Origin of the sequence: Streptomyces sp. ISL-94, assembly GCF_018614075.1 — a bacterium.
Taxonomy (GTDB): Bacteria; Actinomycetota; Actinomycetes; order Streptomycetales; family Streptomycetaceae; genus Streptomyces.
Genome location: NZ_JAGGOZ010000116.1, coordinates 1 through 21,483, shown reverse-complemented (window position 1 = coordinate 21,483; position 21,483 = coordinate 1). Strand labels below are relative to the sequence as shown.

Below are 21,483 nucleotides of genomic sequence, written 5' to 3'. Positions count from 1 at the left end.
ATCGACCCACCACCACGGACGAGGCACTCACTAATCCACGCCAGAACACACTCAAACCCAGTCACCAGACAGCAGTTCCAACCCCTGGGACAACTCCCCGGCGTGGACGTTCCGCGCCCAGACCGGCTACGCGGCCACCCTCGGCTGACGTGCGTCAGCGGTGGCCGTCCGGGTGGCCTTCCAAGGTCGCTTGGAGACCCGCGACGCATCCCGGACCTTCTCGGGCGGGAGGGCGGTCGGCGCGGGTGTGGCGCCGGTCGGCGAGGACGCGGACGCGGATGCCGGGTTCGGGACCGCGCCCCGGGAAGCCGTCGGCGCCGGCGCGGGAGGGTCCGCGCCACAGGAGGCGGTGAAGGCAGCCAGGGCCACCGCGAGCGCCGCCGCGCCCCGCACTGGGGAAGTGAACATCGAAGTCCCCTTGCCCCTTGCGGGGACCGACCCTGACGAAGGCCCTATCGGCCGTCGTTCTCGGGGCGGCGGGCGAAGCGCCACAGGAGGTGCGTGACCCGGAGTACGAACACGGCCGCCGCCCCGACGCCGCCCGCCACCGCCAGTACGTGGTCCGCCGCGCGGGACAGCGAGAACGCCTGCGCGGGCCCGTACACCGCGCCGAAGGCGAGGGCGGCCGCGCAGGAGGCGCTGGCGAAGGCGTAGCCGATTTCGATGGTGATCGCTTCGCGGTCCGCCTGAGTACGTCGCCCCATGCGTGCAGTGTCACAGCGGACACCATCCGTCACAAGGCTGCCCACGCCCTTCCGCGCCGCGCCGTCCCGCCCCTTCCCGGCTCGCGCCGTTCGGCCCCTTCCCGGCTCGCGCCACCCCCACCGTTACGCGCGCCTCGCGCGCCGCCGCCTCGACCGCCGAGTTCAGATTCCGGCGGTCTCGCTCCACAGCCGGGCCAGACCCAGGTCGCCGGTCACCCCCGGACCCGCCAGCGGGAGCCGGTTCCACAGCGCCGCGTACAGCCAGGCCGCCTCGCCGGACAGCTCGCAGTCGACCGGCTCGTCCGTGGCACCCCGCACCGTGCGGGCCGGCTCCGAGGACAGGTGTACGGTCCACACCGCGCCCGTGTCGGCGGCCCGCACGCGCAGCACCCGCGGCTCCGGTGTCCGCACCCGGCTGCGCGGCCGCGCGTGGAAGCCCGTCAGCAGCTCGTCCAGCCCGTCCTCCGCGAACCCTGGCTCCACCGCCGAGAACGCGATGCCGAGGGCCGCCTCCGCGTCCATCCGGTGCACGGCCGTCTCATGGGCCTGCCGGCGTGCCCAGAACGCCAGCGCCGAGGGTGCGGCGGTCGGCAGGAACGTCCAGCACTGCACCTCGGCCGGAGCCTCGGTCAGGGTCCGGACCAGGGCCGCGTGCCCCTCCCGGAACCAGGCGAACAGCTCCGCCCCGGCCAGCTCCGGCGCGTCCGGGAACGCCACCGGCTCCAGCCGTCCCTCCCCGACGAAGCCGGCTGCCCAGCGGTGCACCGAGCCGGTGTGCCGCAGCAGGTCGGCGACCCGCCACGGCGGACAGGTGGGCACGAGGGCATCCGTACCCGCCTGTTCGGCCAGGTCGGCGAGCAGCTGCCCGTCCCGTTCGAGCGTCTTTATGAATGTGGTGATCTCCATGGCGGGATTCTGCCAGCTGTCCCCGGCCCCCGCGCCGGACAATGGACAGATGAACGGGGAACTCTTCCCGCGCGAGCGGACCGTGATCGCTCCCGGCGCCGTGCACGTGCCCGACTGGCTCGGGGACGCGAGGCAGCGGGAGTTGCTGGCCGCCTGCCGCGCATGGGCCCGCCCGCCCGCCGGGCTGCGCACGGTGCACACCCCCGGCGGCGGCACGATGACCGCCCGGCAGGTGTGCCTCGGGCTGCACTGGTACCCGTACGGCTATGCCCGCACCGCCGTCGACGGGGACGGGGCCCCGGTCAAGCCGATGCCGCGCCGGCTCGCCGAGCTGGGGCGGGAGGCGGTGGCCGCCGCGTACGGTGAGCCCCTGGAGCCCGGGGTGGAGTACGACATCGCCTTGATCAACTTCTACGACGGCGACTCCCGCATGGGCATGCACCGAGACGCCGAGGAGAAGTCCGGAGCCCCGGTCGTCTCCCTCAGCCTCGGCGACAGCTGCGTCTTCCGCTTCGGGAACACCGCCTCGCGCGGTCGCCCGTACCAGGACGTGGAGCTGCGCAGCGGGGATCTCTTCGTCTTCGGGAAGTCGAGCCGACTGGCCTACCACGGGGTGCCGAAGGTCCTGCCGGGCACGGGCCCGCAAGCGCTCGGCCTGACCGGCCGGCTGAACATCACCCTCCGGGTCGGCGGCCTCGGCTAGCCTGGGGCGCCCGGCACCCTCCGATCATGCGAGGATCGGGTGCATGAACGGCAACGGGGCCCCGCGGCGGGTGGGGGATGTGACCACGGTGTCCACGGCTTCTGGTTCTGCTTCCACTTCCGCTTCGCCTTCCACTTCGACGAGGACCAAGCTGGAACGGGGCCGCGGCGCGCTCGGCCCGGCGCTGGAGCTGGTGCACACCGGCCGCGCCCCGACCCGGGCCGTCCTGACGGCCGAGCTGGGCGTCACCCGCGCCACCGCCGGAGCCGTCGCCGCCGAGCTTGAGGCGCTCGGACTGATCCGGGTCGACTCCCGGCCCGGCGGCGCGGGCGCCACCCAGAGCCGCGGCGCGGGCGGAACCCAGGGCCGCCCCTCGCACCGCCTCTCGATCGACGAGAACGGCCCCGTGGCGCTCGCCGCGCAGGTCCACCCGGACGGTTTCCGGGCCGCTCTGGTCGGCCTCGGCGGCCGTATCGTGGCCACTGCCCCCGGCAAGATCACCGTGTCCGCCGACCCCGCGCAGGTGCTCGGCGCGGTGGTGGACGCCGGGGCCGCACTGCTCGAGGAGACCGGCCGCCGCTGTGTCGGCGCGGGCCTCGCGGTTCCGTCGGCGGTCGCGGAGCCGGAGGGCACGGCGCTGAACCCGCTGCACCTGGCCTGGCCGCCCGGTTCTCCCGTACGGGCCATCTTCGCGCAGTGCGTGAAGGCGGCCGGGATCGGCGGCCCGGCGCTGACCGGGAACGACGTGAACCTCGCGGCGCTGGCCGAGCACCGGCACGGCGCCGGGCGCAGCGCGCAGCACCTGCTGTGCGTGGCCACCGGGCACCGCGGGGTGGGCGGCGCGCTGGTGCTGGACGGCCGACTGCACAGCGGGAGTTCGGGCCTGGCGCTGGAGGTGGGCCACCTCACTGTGAACCCGGAGGGGCGGCCCTGCCACTGCGGCAGCCGCGGCTGCCTGGACGTGGAGGCGGACCCGCTGGCCTTCCTCACCGCGGCGGGCCGCACGCCCGGACCCGAGGTGTCGCTGCTCCAGCAGGCGCGCGACCTGCTGAGCGCGGAGTACGGGGAGCCAGCGGTACGGGCGGCCGCCGAGGAGCTGATCGACCGCCTCGGGCTCGGCCTCGCGGGCCTGGTGAACATCCTGAACCCGGACCGGATCATCCTGGGCGGGCTGCACCGGGAGCTGCTGCACGCGGACCCGGAACGGCTGCGCGCGGTGGTCGCGGACCGCAGCCTGTGGGGGCGCAGCGGGGGAGTACCGATCCTGCCGTGCACCCTGGACCACAACAGCCTGGTCGGCGCGGCGGAGCTGGCCTGGCAGCCGGTGCTGGACGACCCGCTGGGCACGTTGGCCTAAGCGGTCGGCCCCCGGGATCGGCCTCGGGCCTGCTGCGCCCCGGCCTTGCAGGGCGGCCCGGCTCGGCCGGCTGCCCGGAGTGCCCCCGGCCCCCCCGGCAGCCCCGGCAGCCCCGGGGCTCATCGCGCCCCTGGGGTGGGGCCGCTTCCGGGGCCCCGGGCGGCAGGGTGGTGGGCGGTCGGGGGGGTGCGGCGGGTGGGGTCAGCCGGGCCTGGCGCCGACCGAGGCGGGCACCGACAGGCCTGTCGCGAGGGCCCCGGGGTCCACGGCGACGAGTGCCGACCGGACGGGTTCTCGTACAGGCTTCGCCTTGATCCGTACCGGCACCTGCGGAGCGGCCGGCGTGGGCGCCGCCGCGAGCGAGAACCACACCACCTTGCCCCGTCCGTCGGCCCGGTGGCGCGCGCCCCAGGCCTCGCTGAGCGCCTCCACGAGCGCCAGCCCGCGCCCGCTGGTCTCCAGCGAGGCCCCCTGCGGCGTCGCCCGCAGCACCGGCAGCCGCGGATCGCTGTCGATGACCGAGACCGTGAGCCGCCCGAGGCGGAGTTCGATCTCGACGGTGCAGGTCTTGTCCGGCTGCGCGTGGAGGTGGACGTTGCTGAGCAGCTCCGTCACGCCGAGCGCGGCCCGGTCGATGAGCGGATCGAGCTGCCAGTGGCGCAATTGTGCAGAAACGATTCTGCGAATCTGACCGATCCGGCACGGCAAGGCCTGCAGTTCGACCACGCAGTGCCTGCGGGAATGACTGATCACGGCTGCGACTCCCCGACATCAGTGTTACGGGTGCTGCACCCTCGGTAATGCTCCACCAGGGTCACCCACCGTGCGCCACAGTGCAACCGAACGCGACCGAAAGCCATGTGCATGGAAACCCAAAGTGACTGTTTGCGCAGGTGGCGGAGGTACATTGCGAAAGCAGGGGGCGAATACACGCACGAAGGAGCACGGCGCATGAGCACCACCGGCACCAGCGGTACGACGGTCACGACCATCGACGTCGACCGCAGCGACTCGGAGTACCGCGCCTGGCTGAAGGAGGCCGTCCGCAAGGTCCAGGCCGACGCCAACCGCTCCGCGGACACGCACCTGCTGCGCTTCCCGCTCCCCGAGGCCTGGGGTATCGACCTCTACCTCAAGGACGAGTCCACGCACCCGACGGGCTCCCTCAAGCACCGCCTCGCGCGCTCGCTCTTCCTCTACGCCCTCTGCAACGGCTGGATCCGCCCCGGCCGCCCCGTCATCGAGGCCTCCTCCGGCTCCACCGCCGTATCCGAGGCGTACTTCGCCAAGCTGATCGGCGTCCCGTTCATCGCCGTCATGCCGCGCACGACCAGCCCGGAGAAGTGCCGCCTCATCGAATTCCACGGCGGCGCATGCCACTTCGTGGACGACTCGATGAAGATGTACGAGGAGTCGGCGCAGCTGGCCGCGCGCACCGGCGGGCACTACATGGACCAGTTCACGTACGCGGAGCGGGCCACCGACTGGCGCGGCAACAACAACATCGCGGAATCGATGTACCAGCAGCTGAAGCTGGAACGTTTCCCCGAGCCCGCCTGGATCGTCGCGACCGCCGGCACCGGCGGCACGTCCGCCACCATCGCGCGCTACGTGCACTACATGCAGCACGACACCCGCATCTGCGTCCCGGACCCGGAGAACTCCTGTTTCTTCGACGGCTGGACCAACAACGACCCGCACGCGAGCAGCGATTGCGGCTCGCGCATCGAGGGCATCGGGCGGCCGCGCATGGAGCCGAGCTTCGTGCCGGGCGCCATCGACCGGATGATGAAGGTGCCGGACGCGGCGAGCGTCGCCGCCTGCCGGGCCCTGGAGCAGGCCATCGGGCGCAAGGCGGGCGGTTCCACGGGCACCGGCCTGTGGAGCGCCCTGAAGATCGTCTCGGAGATGGTGGCCGAGGGCCGTACGGGCAGCGTCGTCACCCTGCTCTGCGACCCGGGCGACCGCTACCTCGACAAGTACTACTCCGACACGTGGCTGGCCGCGCAGGGCCTCGACATCGCCCCGTACACCCAGACGATCGAAACGCTGCTGACCACGGGCGTGTGGCGCGAGCCCGCCGCCTGACCGGGACGCGCCCGCGGTCAACTCCCCTGTCCCGCCTGGTCGCGAGGTACCCGGCCCTCTGACGGGGTCGGGCCGGCAGGCGGCGTCGGTACGCGCCCGGACGCGGAGGACGTACCCGCCGTGGCGGGGCGCGCGCCTACTGATCCGCCGCGCGCCGAGCGGTGAGGCGGCCGTCCAGCGTGCGGACCGCCGTGCGGAAGGAGTGGCCCAGGCCCGGACGGAAGGACATCAGGGCCAGCCGGAAGGGGGCCGGGCCGTCCGCGGCGAAGGTCCACCGGACGTGCGTGCCCGAACCGGCGGGTGTCAGCCGCCACTCCTCCAACAGGGCCCGGACACCGGGGGCGTTGGTCTCGTCCACCCGGTACGCGTAACGCTGCTCCGGATCCGCCGCCATGACGGTCTCCTGGAAGCGCACCCCGCCCATCAGCTTGATCTCCCGTCCCGCACCGCCGTGGGTGGGGCGGGCCAGCGTGACCGCCCTGAACCAGTGCGGCCAGCCCTCGACTTCGTCGGCCAGCGCCTGGTACACCGCCTCCGGTGGCGCCGCGGCCACGGCGGCGAAGGCCAGCCGGACCGGCGCGTCCTCTATGAAGTCCAGCCCCACCGGGCGGAGTCGGCGAGCCATGGCGGTACCCCCTGGGGTCGGAATCCGGACGTGCGTGCGCGTCACCCTAGCCGGGCGCCCGTGAGATGTCCGCTCCGGAGGAGAACGGAAGTCCAGCGGGCCCGCGCGGGGGCTGGGCAGGTGTCCCGGGGTGCGGGATGCTGGGGGCCGTCGCATCCGGGCGTTCGCGGAGGCCGCCGTGACGGACAGCCCGAAAGGGAACATGCCCCTCGCCCTCGAGCTCCTGGTCCACGGAGTCGCCGGCGCCGCCCCCGCCGAGCTGCTCGGCGATCCGCGGACCGTGCGCGTCACCGGCGACTCCACCGCCGCCGTCTTCCGCCGCACGGAGGACGCCGACGCCGAAGCCCACCCCGAGCGGTACGCGGGACGGCCCGTCCCCGAGGCCTACTGCTGGTCCCGGCTCACCTCCGGAAACGGCGCCCGCGCCCTGTGGCTGCTGCTCCTGCCCTTCATGGTCGCCAACCTCGCCCACTGGGCCCGGCCGGCCACGCCCGCCGCCGATCCGGCGCCGCGCGCGGTGCGCACGTACGGCGTCCTCGTACGGGTCCTCGCGCTCAGCCTGACCGTGCTGCTGATCGCGGCAGCCTGCGAGGTCGCCCTCGACCTGTTCGCCTGGCAGTGCGCGGGATCCGCCCCCTGCACCGCCGACCGCTCCTGGCTGGGGTTCCTCGGGGACGGCGGCTGGTGGGCCCAGCCGGGGCGCCGGCTCGCCCTCGGCGCCCTGGTCCCCGCCGCCCTGACGGGGCTGCTCTGGTTCCTGTCCAACCGCACGTGGAGCGCGTACGAGTCCCAGCCGCCGCCCGCCGGCGCCCCCGACCCGGACACCGCCTCGGACACCGCGCCCGCGCTCGGCCGGCCCGGATTCTGGTACGGGCGCAGGCTCGTGGCCCGGCTGCGGGCCGCGCACACCGCCGCCGGGCTGCTCACGGTGGCCGTGGCCGTCGCCGCCCCACCCTCCGCTACGACCGCCGAGCCGGCGCCCCCGTACTCGGAGCCCTCGGCTGGGCCGTGCAGCTGCTGCTCGCCGCGGGTGCGCTGACCGTGGCCTGGGTCGTCTGCCGGCGCGGCCGTGCCGAGGCCCGGCCCGACCACCGGCTGGACCGGGCCGCCGTCACCTTGCTGCCCGGCGCCGCCCTCGCCCTGCTGGTCGCCGTTCTCGCCCACGCGTGCTGGTCGCGCCCCGGCTGGACCGCCGCCGGGCGGCTCCCCGGGGACTTCGCCTTCGGCGTGCTGATGCTGGGTCAGGGCGTCTGCGTGCTGGCCCTCGCCGCCGTCGCCGGGTACCTGCACCGCCGGGCCCCGGATCCCGCCGCCGCCCTGCGGGGCCTCGGCGGGCCCGCCGTCGCCATGCTCGGCTGTGCGCTCGGCGGGGTGATGTCCGGCGGGGTCGCCCAGCGCGTCGCCGACTGGCTGGACAGGGGAGGCACCCCCGGAATGGCCGGCACTGCGCTGCCCGGGCCGCCCGTGCTGCTGTCCTGGCAGGCCGCCGTACTGCCCCCGCTGCTCCTCGTACTGGCCCTGCTCGCCGCCTGGTTCGCCGTGCACGGCGCCCGGGCCAGGCGCCGACTGGCCGCCGGTGTCGCCGCCGAATACCCGGGCGAGGCCCCCGACCGGGCCCGTAGCCGCCGGATCGCCGGAGCCCGGGCCGCCGCCGCGCTCACCGACTCCGCACCGTGGTTCGTGGCGGCCGTCTCCGGCATCACCCTGCTGCTCGGGGCGGGCGCACTCGCCGGAGCCTGGCTCAGCGGGCAGGTCCCGGGCGAGGCGGCCCGCGGGAAGAGTCCGCTGCTGGAGGCAGTCGCGCGCGCCGCCCAGGACTCCGGGTCCTGGCTCATCGGCTTCGGCTTCGTCCTCTTCGTCACCTGGGGCCGCCGCGCCTACCGGGATGCCGCCGCCCGCCGGACCATCGGCATCCTGTGGGACGTCGGCACCTTCTGGCCGCGCGCCGCGCACCCCTTCGCGCCGCCCTGCTACGCCGAGCGCGCCGTCCCCGACCTGACCTGGCGGATGACCGGCTGGACCGGCCGCACCGGCGGCCGCCTGGTGATCTCCGGCCACTCCCAGGGCAGCGTGCTCGCCGCTGCGGCCGTCTGGCAGCTGCCGCCGCCCGCCCGCCGCCGGGTCGCCCTGCTCACCTACGGCTCCCCGCTGGGCCGCCTCTACGGGCGCTGGTTCCCCGCCTACTTCGGCCCCGGCCCGCTCACCGCCCTGCACGGGGAGCTCGACTGCTGGCGCAACCTGTGGCGGGCCACCGACCCCATCGGCGGCCCGGTCCTGCCCGGCACCTCCGAGGGCGTGGACCGCGGCCCGCTCGCCGACCCGGTCGCCTACGGGCGCAGCGCCCGCCATCCGCTGCCCGCGCCGATCCTCGGCCACTCCGACTACTAGGCCGATCCGGCCTTCGCCGCCGAACGCGACGCCCTGCTCCGCCGGTTGGGCGCGGCCGAACCGCCGCCGGTGCCGCCCCAGCGGCTCAGCAAGGAGCCGGCTGCGCCGGCAGATCCGCCGGGAACAGCAGCGTGAGCTCGTCCGTACTGGGCTCCGACAGCTGCGCCACCCGCCCCGCGTGCCGCTCGACCATCGACTCGAAGGTCTGGCGCGCGGTGCGGCCGTTGCCGAAGGCGGCCCCCTTGGGCAGCTCCGTGAAGTACGCCAGCAGGGCCTCGGACGTCCCCTCGCCGAGCCGGTACTCGTGCTCCTCCGCCTGCTGTTGCACGATCCGCAGCAGCTCCTCGGGCCCGTAGTCGTGGAAGGTGATGGTCCGGGAGAACCGCGAGGCCACACCCGGGTTGACCGTCAGGAAGCGGTCCATCTCCGCCGTGTACCCGGCGACGATCACCACCACCGCGTCCCGGTGGTCCTCCATCAGCTTCACCAGGGTGTCGATGGCCTCGCGCCCGAAGTCCCGGCCCGAGTCCTCCGGAGCCAGCGCGTAGGCCTCGTCGATGAACAGCACCCCGCCGCGCGCCCGCTCGAAGGCCTCCTGCGTACGGATCGCCGTGGACCCGATGTGCTCGCCGACCAGGTCCACGCGGGACACCTCGACCAGGTGCCCGCGCTCCAGCACCCCGAGGGAGGCGAGGATCTCCCCGTACAGCCGGGCGACCGTGGTCTTGCCGGTGCCGGGGGAGCCGGTGAAGACGAGGTGCCGACGCACCGAGGCGGCCTTGAGGCCCGCCTGCTGCCGCCGCCGGCCCACCTCGATCATGTCGGTGAGCGCGCGCACCTCGCGTTTGACGCTGTCCAGGCCGACCAGCGCGTCGAGCTGGCCCAGCACCTCACTGGATCCGCGTCCGCCCGCGCCGGCTTCGTCCGGCAGGTCCGCGGGCCGGGCCGCCGGCACCGGGGCGGCCTGCTGCGCCGCGGGGCTCTGGGCCGCGGTGACCGTACGGATCCCCGCCTGCGCCCCGGCGAACGCGCCGCCCGCGGCCGCCTGGGCTGCCGCCCGCGAGCCCGATTCGTCGCCGGTGCAGCCCTCGGCCACCGGCCCGTCCTCGGCGAACTCGTACCCGCCGCGCGCGCAGCGCTCGGTGTGACAGCGCGCCAGCGTGGTGCGGCAGCCGTCGATGACGTGGAAGCCGAAGCCGGAGCTGCCCGTCACCCGGCAGGCCGTGAAGGTGCCGCGGCCGCCCGCCGACACGTAGAACCCTGCCTCGGCGGGGGAGGTGACCGTGCACCGCTCCAGGGCCGGGTCGGCGCCCTTGGTGACGATCACACCGGTCTGCACGGCGTCGATGGTGCAGTTGGCGAGGGTGCCGCCGCTGCCGTGGTCGCGGAACCAGGCCCCGGTCGCCGCCTCCCGGATCCGGCAGTCGTCGAGCTGCGCGGTGGCCCCGTCGCTCACCGAGACCGCCGTGTTCCGCACCTGGGACAGATCGCTGTCCACCACGTCGACCCGCGAACCGCGGTCCAGGACGAACAGCGCGTCCGGCACGTCGTGCACCCTGCAGTTCTCCAGCGAGGCCGTGGCCCCGTCGCTGATCCAGACCGCCGGATAGTCGCCCGTGCTGTCGTGGATCTCGCAGGACTCGGCATCGACCCTCGTCCCGGGATCCCACACCGACAGGCCGTTGCGGCCGAAGCGGCGCACCGTGGTGCGGCTGAGCGTGAGGACCGAACGGGACCGCAGGTCGACCGCGTTCTCCGGGATGTCGTGGATGTCGCAGCCGGCCAGGGTGAGCACCGCGTCGGTGTCGAGGGTGACCCCGTCGGCCGTGGTGCGGTGCACCGCGCAGTCCGTGAGCCGGGCCGTGGCGCGCGCGGCGACCTGCACACCGGTGCCCTTGATCTCGTACACCTCGCAGCCCAGTGCCTCCAGGCCCGACCCCTCGCCGGTGACCCCGATACCCGCGCCCACGGAGTGGTGGATCCGGCAGCGCTCCAGCCGGGGCCGGCCGCCGCCGCGTACCGAGATCCCGGTCTGCCCGGCGGCCACGACCTCGCACTCCTCGAACACCCCGCCGCCGCCGTCCAGAACGGCGATCCCGACCCCCGTGGGATTCTCCACCGTGCACCGGCGCACCAGCGGACGCGCCCCGCTGCCGCGCACCTCAATGCCGGCCGCCGACCGGGTGCTCACGCGCAGATCGGTGAGCTCGGGGGAGCCGTCCTCGACGAGCAGCGCGGGAGCCGCCCGGTCCTGGCCCTCCAGGTGCAGGTCCTGGACCACGGCGGAGGCCCGTACCGTCAGCGCGACCCCGTCGAGCGGGGCGATCCGCACCGACCCCAGCCCGCCCTCTGGCCCGCGCAGGATGACGGCGTGGTGCAGCACCAGGTTCTCCCGGTAGGTGCCGGGGGAGATGGACAGCACGTCCCCGTCGCCCGCGACGGCCAGTGCGGCGGTCAGCGTCGGATACTCACCGGAGCGGCGCCGCCACCGCGAGGCCCCGCCGTGCGTCACCTGGACCGTGCCCTGAGCCATGGTGCTGTCGTGCCCCCACCCTCGTAGTCGCGCTGCAGATGCCCCACCGTAGCGCGCGGGAGGCCGACGAGCTGCCAGGTCAACTGCCCGCGCCCGCCCGGCCCCAGTCGGGCCCCGCCGCCGCCCACGCGCGGTCCAGCCGTATGTACCGCCGATGCATGAGCCTTCGTACGACCAGCCGGCGGACCGTTTCCACCAGCGCGGCCGCGCCGAGGGCCGAGGCCAGGCCCGCCACCCCCGCGTGGAACGCGGCGGCGGACGGGTCGAGCGGCTGACCCACCAGCCGGCCGTGCGCGTCCGTCCATATCCGGAACCGGTCGCCGGGGCGCGGCGGTTCCTCGGCGGCCGGCACCGTGCCCTCGTGGCTGCTGCCGTCGGGTGCGGTCCACGAGGCCACGATCGGGGTCCTGGACGGGGCGTTCTGCTGCGCCGAAGTATCGACGGACGCCCTCCCCGCCGACTCGGCGGCCTGCCGGACCACCACCGCCGGAACGAGATGCCGCTCGTGCCGCTGTTCTACCGCGGCCCGCTGGAGCGTCCCGTCCAGCTGGAGCCCCGCCGCACAGCCGATGGCCGGAGCCACCAGCAGGACACACACCAGCGCGGCGAACGCCACCCACGCCTCGAAGAGATCGGTCGGGCGGCGCAGCGGATTGCGCCGCCAACGCCACACACCCATTGCTGTCTGCACGGTCCGGCACCCCCTTTGCCTCCGTCTGCCTGCGCGTCCAAGCCTCCCGCATACCCCGGGGACGCGCATTTCCGGGACGCGCGAGACATATGCCACCGAGCCGGCTCCGTGGCCGACAGGGCGTTCACCTGTCCTGACTGATCCAACGGCCTGGTCGGGGCGGTTGGTTCCGGCCTGGGCGCGGAGCCCCTCGAAGGTGTCATTCCGGTCGGCCGATCGCGGTCACACCGCGCATGCTGCGCGCACCGCGCATGCCGCTGGTCCGCCCGGTCCGCCTGGTCGCTTGATCCGCCTGGTCCGGGCGTCCGCTCATTCCAGGACGCGGACCTCGTCGCCCACGCGCACCGCGCCCAGCCGCACCGGCACCAGCTGCCGTCCGAAGGCGAGCGACTTGCCGATCCGCCGGTGCCTGGCCAGGCTCAGCAGCGGCTCCTTGCCCCGCTCCGCCGTCCGCTGGTCCGTGGTGGTGATGATGCACCGCCCGCATTCCCGGACCCCGCGGAAGACGGCGTCGCCGATCGCTATGCGCCGCCAGCCGTCCTCGGCCCACGCCTCGGCCCCCGAGACCACCACATTCGGGCGGAAACGGTTCATCGGCAGCGGACCCTCTTGCGGATGGTCCCCCTGCGCGATCAGCGAGTTGAGCGCGTCCAGCGAGGCGAGGGTGGTGATCAGCAGCGGATACGCGTCGGCCAGGCTCACCGTCTCACCCGGCAGCGCGTAATCCGGATCCACGGGCCGGCGTACGGCCGGATCGTCCAGGTGCACCAGCCGGGCCGGCACGCCGAGGTACGCGCTGAACCAGTCAGCCGCGGCGCGCGCCGCGGCCACCGTCTCGATCTTCTTCCCGAACAGGACGACCGGCTCCAGCGGATCCGGCCCGGGCACCTCCACGACCAGCTCCGCCATGCCCGGCGCCGACACCGCGATCCCGCCGCCGCTCAGCGGACGGGCCGTCGCCAAGGCAAGCCGCGGCTGCTGGCGTTGGGTGATGACCGTGCCCCCGGAGTCCGCCAGCGCCCACCGCCGGTCCCCGGACAGACCCCAGGGCTCCACGGCCGCCTCGTCGGGAGCGGTCCCCGACAGAGATTTGACGGGATGGACGTGGAGCGCCTGGACATACAGATTCGACATGGGGGCATCCTGTCAGCCGCCCCCTCCTCCGCCCCAGCGGATATCCGCGCTCGGGTCAGTAGCCGCGTCCCTGGTAGGGGCGGCCGTACGGGTCCTCGTAGGCGGCGGCCGGTACCGGGGCGGGAGCCTGCATCGGGCGCGGTGCGGCCGGCCGCATGGCCTCGTAGCCGGTGGCCGAGGCGACCGGACGGGGCTGCTGCGGCTGGGGCTGCGGCACGTAACCCGCGCGGGCCGCCACCGGCTGCTGGTGCGGGATGTAGGGGGCGGGCGCGTGCTGCAGCGGCATCGGCTGCGGAGCGGCCTGCTGCTGGTACGGGTATCCGTACGCCGGGGCGTTCTGCTGCTGCGGGACCGCGGCCGGCAGCGCGGGCAGCGACGAGGCGAGGGCCGGCAGGTACCCACCGCTCGAATAACCGGCGCTCGGGGAGTCGTAGGCGGCCGGAACGCGGATCGGGGCGATCTGCGGAGTGCCGCGTTCGGCGACGAGGGAGTCGTAGATGGGGGTGTCCGGGAAGGAGGGCGCGGAGTAGTAACCGCCGCCATAAGTGGAGCGGGGGGAGGTCATGGGACCTAAGTTAAGCCCACGACTTCACCGGGTCCATAGTGAGGTGGCCCGAACACCGTCCTGACCTGCATATTCCCAGGTCAGGGCCACAGCTTTCACTTCATGTTCACGTGCGCGATTCGCCACTTCCACCCCAGCTTGTTCCTACTCGTACCCACCGGTTGTGCCGTGCACCGATTTCGTGTTGACGCAGCGTCACAAGCCGGTGACCTCGGATGACGCTGTTTCGGGCGGCAGTTCGCCGTTTCAGGCGTCGCTGGGGCGGGCATAGGTACGGCCCTTCCACGCCGCGCCTCGGCGCCGGTAGTGCTGGACGGCCGAGTCGACGGTCATCAGGAGGTACAGCAGCGCCGTGAGCGGAAGCAGGGGCGCGAGTGCGGCGGGCTGCCAGTAGTAGCGCAGCATCGGGAGGTAGGTGGCGGCCATCAGCAGCCAGGCGAGGCCGCCGGCCCACGCAAGGGCGGGGCGTCCGGCCGCGAGCCCTGCCAGGAGGGCGGCCGGGGGTACGAGATAGACGAGGACCAGGCCCGCGACCGTCCCGGCGAGGAGGAGGGGCTGGTGGCGCAGCTGGGCGTAGGCGCTGCGCGAGATCATCCGCCATAGGTCGCCGAGCGAGGGATAGGGGCGCACGCTGTCCACCCGCTCCGCCAGTCCGAGCCAGATCCGGCCGCCGGAGCGCTGGACCGCGCGGGCGAGGGAGACGTCGTCGATGACGGCCTGGCGGATGGAGTCGGGGACGCCGGCGCGGACTGCGGCATCGGTGCGCAGCAGGACGCAGCCGCCGGCGGCGGCCGCGGTGCGGGCGGCGGGGCGGTTGACCCGGCGGAAGGGGTAGAGCTGGGCGAAGAAGTACACGAAGGCGGGGACGATGAGCCGCTCCCAGAAGCTGACCGCGCGCAGGCGCGCCATCTGGGAGACGAGATCGAGGTCGGCGGAGGTGGCGGCGGCGACCAGTTCGCGCAGGCTGTCGGGTTCGTGCGCGATGTCGGCGTCGGTGAGGAGGAGGTAGTCGGGCTCGGTGGCGTGCGCGGTGCGGGCGAGCGCGATGCCGTGGCGCAGGGCCCAGAGCTTGCCGGTCCAGCCGGGGGCGGGGTCACCGGGGGAGGAGACGGTGAGCGGGAGGCCGGGGCGCTCGCGGGCGAGGCGCAGGGCGAGGGCGCCGGTGCCGTCGGTACTGCCGTCGTCGACCAGGATGACCTCGGCTTCGCCGGGATAGTCCTGGGCGATGAGGGAGGGCAGGCTGCGGGGCAGCACCTCGGCCTCGTCGCGGGCCGGGACGACGATCGCGACGGACGGCCAGCGGGTGGGGGCGGTACGCGGGGGGAGGCGGACGTCGGTGCGCCAGAACATGCCCTGGGCGAGGGTGAGCCAGAGCCAGGCGGCGAGGGAGGCGTAGGCCGCGGCGGCGGCGGTGAGGAGGCCCATGGCCGCAGTGTGCCGGTCCCTGCGGGGCATGTCCCGCACCCTGCCCGGCCGGGCCTCGTCACCGGGCCGCCCACCGCCCGGCCTCCGCCCCGGCCGTGGCGTTCCCCGGGCTGCTGTCGGCCGTTTCTGCCCTGTCCGAGGAAGGGGTCTGCGTCGTGTGGCGGGCGGGGGATTACGCGGGTGGACGGGCGGAGCCTGTCGGGCCGGGCGGGGGTGTCGACTAAGGTGGCCGGGTGAAGATCGCGCTCATGGACTCCGGAATCGGGCTGCTTGCGGCGGCCGCCGCGATGCGGCGGCTGCGGCCGGACGCCGATCTCGTCATCTCCTCCGACCCCGACGGGATGCCCTGGGGACCGCGGACCCCCGCCGACCTCACCGAGCGGGCGCTCGCCGTCGCCAGGGCGGCGGCCACGCACCGCCCCGAGGCGCTGATCGTCGCCTGCAACACCGCTTCCGTGCACTCCCTCCCCGCTCTGCGTGCGGAGCTGGAGCCTGCCATCCCGGTCATCGGGACCGTGCCGGCGATCAAGCCCGCCGCGGCCGCCGGCGGCCGCGTGGCCATCTGGGCCACCCCCGCCACCACCGGCAGCCCCTACCAGCGCGGGCTGATCGCCGAGTTCGCCGCCGGGGTCCGCGTCACCGAGGTGCCCTGTCCCGGGCTCGCCGACGCCGTCGAGGCGGCCGACGACTCCGCCGTCGCGGCAGCCGTCGCCGCGGCCGCCGCGCTGACCCCGGCCGATGTCACCGACGTGGTGCTCGGCTGCACACACTACGAGCTGGTCGAGGCCGCCATCCAGGCCGCCCTCGCCGCCCGCAACGGGGGAGCCGCCCTCGTCTTCCACGGCTCCGCCGAGCCTGTCGCCGTCCAGGCGCTGCGCCGTATCGGAGCCCTGCCCGAGCCCGGTCTGGCCCCCACCGGCACCCTGACCGTCCTGCGCAGCGGCCGCCCGGGGACGCTCCCCGCCGCCGCACTCGGGTACGCCGAGGGGCGGCTCCTCGCCGGCCACGGCGCGGCCGTCGGCTAGGTCATATCGTCAAAGCCCGTCCCCAGCCGGCCATCGCCGAGAGGTGTCCCCCCGCGTCGATCCCTCCGGCAGCCAGGAGACGGATGAGGGCGTGGGCTGTCGCGGACCTGCCAGGGCTTATGCAGTTCATGGCGCCCGGCGAGGTCTTGGGTGGCGAGCCGTGCCCGAAAGCCGCGGACCGTGGCGGCGTCCGGCCAGGCCGTTTGAAGCTGGAGGAGCCGCGGCCGGGTGGTCGACTCGTACCTGCGTCGTGCGTGGAAGGCGGCGTCACAGATGACGGCGCCCCTGTGGGTCCAGCCGGCAGGTGGAGGCCGGGCCGCCGCCGAGGACGATCCGTACGTGGCCGGCGGGAGACGCCCCCCCGCCACTCGCCCCGCAAGGTCAGCGGGGGCCTGCCGCGGCGAGCCGCTGAGCCAGGCCCCGCAGTTCCTCCGCGTCCAGGACACGGTCCCCGAACCCCGGCACGGGTACGTGCAGCCGTGCCGTCCAGTGGCCAGCGCCGACGGCATCAACAGTACGGTCCGTACCGCGTACTTCGGCCGGGACAGCGGCCCCCGCCCGATCGGCGCGGTCGCCTGGATCGGCATCGCCCGATTCGAGAGCGGGGTGTACGGCGAGACCTGGGGCGAGGGCCGCTTCTTCGGGATGACCCCGGTCGAGCCCGGCCGCACCAACTGGTACGCCGCGGTCCCCGAGGACGCCGGCGCGGAGGCTGCCACCACCCAGGACGTGCGCGACGCGTTCGCCGGGTGGCACGACCCCATCCCGCGCCTGCTGGCCGAAACCGACCCCGCCGGCTGGATCCGGTACGAGATGTGGCACCTGTACCCTGCCCTGCCGGCTTTCGTCGCCGACGGCCGGGTCGCCCTCGTCGGCGACGCCGCCCACGCCATGACACCCAACCTCGGCCAGGGAGCCTGTGCCGCCCTGCTCGACGCCGAGGCGCTGACCGTGCCGTCGCGGCCCGCGGACCGGCCGGGCTGCCCGCCGCCCTGCGCGCGTACGACGCCGAGCGCCGCCGCAGCGCCCAGCGCGTCGCCTTCGGCTCCCGGAACCTGCACCGTTTCATGACCGTCCGCCGCCCGGCCGTGCGCGACGCACTGGTGAGCCTGCTCCCCGGCTGACCGGGAGCGGGAGCGGGAGCGGGGCGGCGCGGGGCGGCGCGGGGCAGGTGGGTCCGCTACCCCACGCCCCGGCGCATCCGCTCGGCGCCGCGATGAACCGAGTGGGCGAGAGGCAGTGGCGCGTATGCGGAACGTGAGTACGCTGCTACACATGAAGGTTCACCCGCCGGGCCCGCTCTGGACGGGCCGGGCCTCCAACCGGGCGCAGTGGGTGCTCGCAGCGGCCGGCGCGGCCTGTCTCGCGCTCGGCATCGAACTCGCCGTGGACAACGACTGGACCGCCGGCATCGTCCCCCTGCTCATGTCCGTGATCGGCTGCCTCGCCGCGGGGCTGCTCATCCTCTACGGCACCCTCGCCTTCGTCCACGTCGCCGTCACCGTGGACTCCGAGGCACTCGAAGTCCGCTGCGGCCACATCGGGCTGCCGCGCCGCAAGATCCGGCTCGCCGAGGTGACGTCCGCCGAGTTCATCCCCCGGATCACCCCGCAGCAGTGGGGCGGCTGGGGCTACCGCTGGCGCCCCGAAAAGGGCACCGCGGTCATCGTCCGCCGCGGCGAGGGACTGGAACTGACACTCGGCGACGGGAAGATGTTCACCGTGACCGTCGACGACGCCGAGAACGCCGTCCGGGTCATCCGCACCCACCTCCGGGCCCTGGCCCGCTAGGTCCTTACCGGGCCTTCGACCCCGGGGACGTACACTCCGCCAGATGAGCAGCAGTGTCACCAGCGCGGCCCGGAACGAGCCCTCGAAGCCCGCCGGCGGACCCCGCGCCGAAGCCTCGGCGCCACCCGCCGCCCCCCGTAAGCGGAAGGGCGCCGGGGCGGTCCGCGCCCTGGCGGCCGCCCTCGCCGGGGTGGTGCTCTACCTCAGCTTCCCGCCCCGCCCCCTGTGGTGGCTGGCCCCCCTCGCCCTCGCCCTGCTCGCCGGCTGCCTGCACGGCCGCCGCGCCCGGGCCGGCTTCGGCCTCGGGTTCCTCGCCGGGCTCGGATTCCTGCTGCCGCTGCTCCTCTGGACCGGCGAGGAGGTCGGCCCGGTGCCGTGGCTGGCGCTGGCCGCCGTCGAAGCCCTCTTCATCGGCCTCACCGGCCTCGGTATCGCCCTCGTCAGCCGCCTCCCGGCCTGGCCGCTGTTCGCCGCCGCCGTCTGGGTCGCGGGCGAGGCCCTGCGCGCCCGGGCCCCCTTCGGTGGCTTCCCCTGGGGCAAGCTCGCCTTCGGCCAGGCCGACGGCATCTTCACCCCGCTCGCCGCCCTCGGCGGCACCCCGCTGCTCTCCTGCGCCGTGGCCCTCTGCGGATTCGGCCTCTACGAAGCCCTCCGCACCGCCCGCGCCCACCCCCGGCGCGCCACCGCCGCCCTGGCCGCCCTCACCGTCGCCGCCCCGATCGGCGCCGGCCTCGCCGCCCGGCCCCTCGTCTCCGACGCGGCCGAGGACGGCACCGTCGTGACCGCCGTCATCCAGGGCAACGTGCCGCGCCTGGGCTTCGACTTCAACGCCCAGCGCCGCCAGGTCCTGGACAACCACGTCAACCGCACCGTCCAGCTCGCCGATGACGTCAGGGCCGGCCGCGCCCCGAAGCCGGACTTCGTCGTCTGGCCGGAGAACTCCTCCGACCTCGACCCGTACTCCCAGCCCGACGCGTACGCGGCCATCGACCGGGCGGTGAAGGCCATCGGCGTCCCCGTCGCCATCGGCGCCGTCGTCTCCCCGGAGACCGGCCCGCTGCGCAACACGATGATCCTGTGGGACCCGGTGGCCGGCCCCACCTCCACCTACGACAAGCGGAAGATCCAGCCCTTCGGCGAGCGCATCCCGATGCGCTCCTTCGTCCGGCTCTTCAGCTCCGACGTGGACCGCGTGCGCCGCGACTTCGGCCCCGGCAAGGACCCCGGGGTCTTCGACATGGCCGGCACCGGCGTCGGCATGGTCACCTGCTTCGAGGCCGCCTTCGACGACGCCGTCCGCTCCACCGTCCGCGACGGCGCCCAGGTGATCGCCGTACCCAGCAACAACGCCACCTTCGGCCGGACCCAGATGACCTACCAGCAGCTCGCCATGGACCGGATCCGCGCGGTCGAGCACAGCCGTACCGTCCTCGTCCCCGTCACCAGCGGCGTCAGCGCGGTCATCCGGCCCGACGGGCGGATCGTGCGGCAGACGAAGATGTTCACCGCGGACGCGCTGGTCACCGAGATCCCGCTGCGCTCCGGCCGCACCCCGGCCACCGTCGTCGGGCCGCTGCCGGAGTACGCGCTGCTGGTGCTCGCCGCCGGCGGCCTCGGCTGGATCCTGACCCGCCGGATTCGCGCCCGCCGGTCGGCCTGACGCGGGAGCCGCCGCCGGCGCCTCGTAGGGTCGGGGGATGACCACACCCGATTTCATACGCGAGATCCGCGCCACCGCCGGGCACCGGCTGCTCCTGCTGCCCGGGGTCTCCGCCGTCGTCCTCGACGACCGGGGCCGGGTGCTGCTCGGCCGGCGCTCCGACACCGGCCGGTGGGCGGTGGTCGGCGGCATCGCCGAGCCCGGGGAGCAGCCGGCCGAGACCGTCGTGCGCGAGGTGTACGAGGAGACGGCCGTGCGGTGCGTCCCCGAGCGCGTGGTCCTCGTCCAGATGCTCGAACCGACCGTCTACCCCAACGGCGACGTCTGCCAGTTCCAGGACATCACCTTCCGCTGCCGGGCGACGGGCGGCGAGGCCCGGGCGAACGACAGCGAGTCGCTGGAGGTGGCCTGGTTCGAGCCGGACGCGCTGCCCCCGCTGAACGAGTTCTGCCTGCACCGCATCCACCAGGCCCTGCGGGACGAACCGGCCTGGTTCGAGGTCCCCGCCGAGATCGCGGAGCAGCCCGTCCCGAAGCGCGGACCCGGACCGGGCGACGAGCCTCCGGCTGCCTGACCTGCCCTGTGGGCCGCCTGTGGGCGCGCTGTACAGTTCCGCAGATCTGACGGCGGTAATCGGACAGCAGTACGTTCAAGGGAGCGGTCGAGGGATGGGCGCGCGCAGTGCAGGCGGAGACTCCTCAGGCGGGGAGCCGCAGCAGGGAGGCCATCCGCAGGGCGGAGGGACTGGCCGGCGCCTGGCGGTTCTCGACGGCGTCCGGGTCCTCGCCGCGCTCGCCGTGCTCTTCTACCACTACGTGGTGCTCGCGAGCGCATGGGGCGAGCCGCCCGCTGGCCTCTTCCCGGTCGCCCACAGGTTCGCCGTCTACGGCTGGCTCGGCGTCGAGATCTTCTTCCTGGTCAGCGGCTTCGTCATCTGTATGAGCACCTGGGGCCGCAGCCTGGGCGACTTCGCGGTGTCCCGGGTCTCGCGGCTCTTCCCCGCCTACTGGGCGGCCGTGGCCTTCACCTCGCTCGTGCTGTTCCTGTGGCCGGAGGTCAGGGGCATCAAGAAGTACAGCGACGTCATCGTGAACCTGTCGATGCTCCAAGGCGGCCTCGGGGTCCCGCACATCGACGACGTGTACTGGACCCTCTTCGTCGAGCTCAAGTTCTACGTGCTGTTCGCGATCGTCGTCATGTGCGGTGTGACCTACCGCAACTGTGTCCTGTTCTGCGGGCTCTGGACCCTCGCCGGAGTGGTGGCCCCCACGGCCGACAGCGGCGTGCTGTCCTTCTTCGCGATACCGTCCGCCTCCCCGTACTTCACCGCCGGAATAGCCTTCTACCTGATGCGCCGTTTCCGGCCGAACGCCGTCCTGTGGGGCATCGTCGGCGTCCAGTTCCTCCTCGCGCAGCACTACGTGCACGACCGGATGGTCTCCAGCCTGGGCAGGAGCGCCACCGAGCAGACGCCCTCCTGGCCGGCCCACGTGATCATCCTGCTCGGCTTCGTCCTCATGGCGGCCCTCGCGCTCGGCGCCCTCGACGGCATCCGCTGGCGCTGGCTCCCGCACGCCGGAGCGGTCACCTACCCGCTCTACCTGATCCACATGATGGTCGGGCTGACGATCATCCACCACTTCCGCAACGCCGTGGCGCCCGTCCCCCTGGCCCTCGGCGTGACCGTCTTCATGCTGGTCCTCGCCTGGGTCATGCACCGGCTCGTCGAACGTCCCCTGGGCCGCCTGCTGAGCGGCAGCCTGCGCCGCGGGCTGCAGGACATCCGCGGGGGGACTCCCGGCCGGCCCCCGCTCGCACGGCTGCCCGCGCAGCCGGCCGCGCCGGAGGCGGAACGCATCCCCGCCGGCCGCTAGCTAGTGTGCTGCGC

The 21,483-nt window shown here is 74.3% G+C and carries 17 protein-coding genes and 2 pseudogenes; 10 read left to right on the top strand and 9 right to left on the bottom strand.

Annotated elements, in window-relative coordinates; translation table 11 throughout:
* Positions 1 to 452 precede the first annotated feature (452 nt).
* Positions 453 to 704 (bottom strand): DUF6332 family protein, encoded by a 252-nt coding sequence (locus tag J7E94_RS29925; RefSeq protein ID WP_215019939.1) that lies wholly within the window; start codon positions 702 to 704, stop codon positions 453 to 455.
* A 162-nt stretch (positions 705 to 866) separates the two neighbouring features.
* The gene (locus J7E94_RS29920; RefSeq protein ID WP_215019938.1) at positions 867 to 1,610 is read right to left on the bottom strand and encodes a maleylpyruvate isomerase family mycothiol-dependent enzyme; all 744 of its coding nucleotides are present in this window, start codon (positions 1,608 to 1,610) and stop codon (positions 867 to 869) included.
* 49 nt (positions 1,611 to 1,659) lie between these two features.
* Between J7E94_RS29920 and J7E94_RS29915 the strand changes: the two genes are divergently transcribed.
* Positions 1,660 to 2,313, top strand: a complete 654-nt coding sequence (locus tag J7E94_RS29915) for an alpha-ketoglutarate-dependent dioxygenase AlkB (protein WP_215019937.1) — start codon at positions 1,660 to 1,662, stop codon at positions 2,311 to 2,313.
* A 43-nt stretch (positions 2,314 to 2,356) separates the two neighbouring features.
* The gene (locus tag J7E94_RS29910) at positions 2,357 to 3,670 is read left to right on the top strand and encodes an ROK family protein (RefSeq protein WP_215019936.1); all 1,314 of its coding nucleotides are present in this window, start codon (positions 2,357 to 2,359) and stop codon (positions 3,668 to 3,670) included.
* A gap of 201 nt (positions 3,671 to 3,871) precedes the next feature.
* Here the strand turns inward: J7E94_RS29910 and J7E94_RS29905 are convergent, their stop codons facing one another.
* The gene (locus tag J7E94_RS29905) at positions 3,872 to 4,423 is read right to left on the bottom strand and encodes an ATP-binding protein (protein WP_215019935.1); all 552 of its coding nucleotides are present in this window, start codon (positions 4,421 to 4,423) and stop codon (positions 3,872 to 3,874) included.
* A 198-nt stretch (positions 4,424 to 4,621) separates the two neighbouring features.
* Between J7E94_RS29905 and J7E94_RS29900 the strand changes: the two genes are divergently transcribed.
* Positions 4,622 to 5,758 carry a PLP-dependent cysteine synthase family protein gene (locus J7E94_RS29900; protein WP_215019934.1) on the top strand — a complete coding sequence of 379 codons (1,137 nt, stop codon included), beginning with the start codon at positions 4,622 to 4,624 and terminating at the stop codon, positions 5,756 to 5,758.
* Between the two features lie 136 nt (positions 5,759 to 5,894).
* Here the strand turns inward: J7E94_RS29900 and J7E94_RS29895 are convergent, their stop codons facing one another.
* Complete coding sequence (locus J7E94_RS29895) at positions 5,895 to 6,383, bottom strand: SRPBCC family protein (protein ID WP_215019933.1); 489 nt, start codon at positions 6,381 to 6,383, stop codon at positions 5,895 to 5,897.
* Positions 6,384 to 6,585: 202 nt separating this feature from the next.
* Between J7E94_RS29895 and J7E94_RS29890 the strand changes: the two are divergent.
* Positions 6,586 to 8,893, top strand: a pseudogene (locus J7E94_RS29890) (hypothetical protein); the annotation flags it as partial.
* On the opposite strand, the gene J7E94_RS29885 reads toward J7E94_RS29890, so the two are convergent.
* The 5 genes from J7E94_RS29885 to J7E94_RS29865 all read right to left on the bottom strand — a co-directional run bounded on the left by J7E94_RS29885 (position 8,857) and on the right by J7E94_RS29865 (position 15,119).
* Positions 8,857 to 11,304, bottom strand: coding sequence for a right-handed parallel beta-helix repeat-containing protein (locus J7E94_RS29885; protein ID WP_215019932.1), 2,448 nt, complete (start codon positions 11,302 to 11,304; stop codon positions 8,857 to 8,859). The pseudogene J7E94_RS29890 and the gene J7E94_RS29885 sit on opposite strands and share 37 nt — an antisense overlap.
* A gap of 79 nt (positions 11,305 to 11,383) precedes the next feature.
* Entirely contained in the window at positions 11,384 to 11,995 is a 612-nt protein-coding gene (locus J7E94_RS29880) for a hypothetical protein (protein WP_215019931.1), read from the bottom strand.
* A gap of 309 nt (positions 11,996 to 12,304) precedes the next feature.
* Entirely contained in the window at positions 12,305 to 13,129 is an 825-nt protein-coding gene (locus J7E94_RS29875; protein ID WP_215019930.1) for an MOSC domain-containing protein, read from the bottom strand.
* A 55-nt stretch (positions 13,130 to 13,184) separates the two neighbouring features.
* A complete protein-coding gene (locus tag J7E94_RS29870) occupies positions 13,185 to 13,694 on the bottom strand; it encodes a DUF6643 family protein (RefSeq protein ID WP_215019929.1) in 510 nt (169 codons plus the stop codon).
* Positions 13,695 to 13,940: 246 nt separating this feature from the next.
* Complete coding sequence (locus J7E94_RS29865) at positions 13,941 to 15,119, bottom strand: glycosyltransferase (protein ID WP_215019940.1); 1,179 nt, start codon at positions 15,117 to 15,119, stop codon at positions 13,941 to 13,943.
* Between the two features lie 233 nt (positions 15,120 to 15,352).
* Here J7E94_RS29865 and J7E94_RS29860 point away from each other — a divergent pair, with 233 nt between their 5' ends.
* From J7E94_RS29860 to J7E94_RS29835, 6 genes and pseudogenes are all read left to right on the top strand, one after another.
* A complete protein-coding gene (locus J7E94_RS29860) occupies positions 15,353 to 16,144 on the top strand; it encodes a glutamate racemase (RefSeq protein ID WP_215019928.1) in 792 nt (263 codons plus the stop codon).
* Positions 16,145 to 16,633: 489 nt separating this feature from the next.
* Positions 16,634 to 17,268, top strand: a pseudogene (locus tag J7E94_RS29855) (FAD-dependent monooxygenase); the annotation flags it as partial.
* 151 nt (positions 17,269 to 17,419) lie between these two features.
* The gene (locus tag J7E94_RS29850) at positions 17,420 to 17,935 is read left to right on the top strand and encodes a hypothetical protein (RefSeq protein WP_251057438.1); all 516 of its coding nucleotides are present in this window, start codon (positions 17,420 to 17,422) and stop codon (positions 17,933 to 17,935) included.
* A 43-nt stretch (positions 17,936 to 17,978) separates the two neighbouring features.
* Complete coding sequence (lnt, locus tag J7E94_RS29845) at positions 17,979 to 19,595, top strand: apolipoprotein N-acyltransferase (RefSeq protein WP_215019926.1); 1,617 nt, start codon at positions 17,979 to 17,981, stop codon at positions 19,593 to 19,595.
* 37 nt (positions 19,596 to 19,632) lie between these two features.
* Positions 19,633 to 20,169 (top strand): NUDIX domain-containing protein, encoded by a 537-nt coding sequence (locus J7E94_RS29840; RefSeq protein ID WP_215019925.1) that lies wholly within the window; start codon positions 19,633 to 19,635, stop codon positions 20,167 to 20,169.
* Positions 20,170 to 20,263: 94 nt separating this feature from the next.
* Positions 20,264 to 21,469 carry an acyltransferase gene (locus J7E94_RS29835; RefSeq protein WP_215019924.1) on the top strand — a complete coding sequence of 402 codons (1,206 nt, stop codon included), beginning with the start codon at positions 20,264 to 20,266 and terminating at the stop codon, positions 21,467 to 21,469.
* Positions 21,470 to 21,483: the final 14 nt, after the last annotated feature.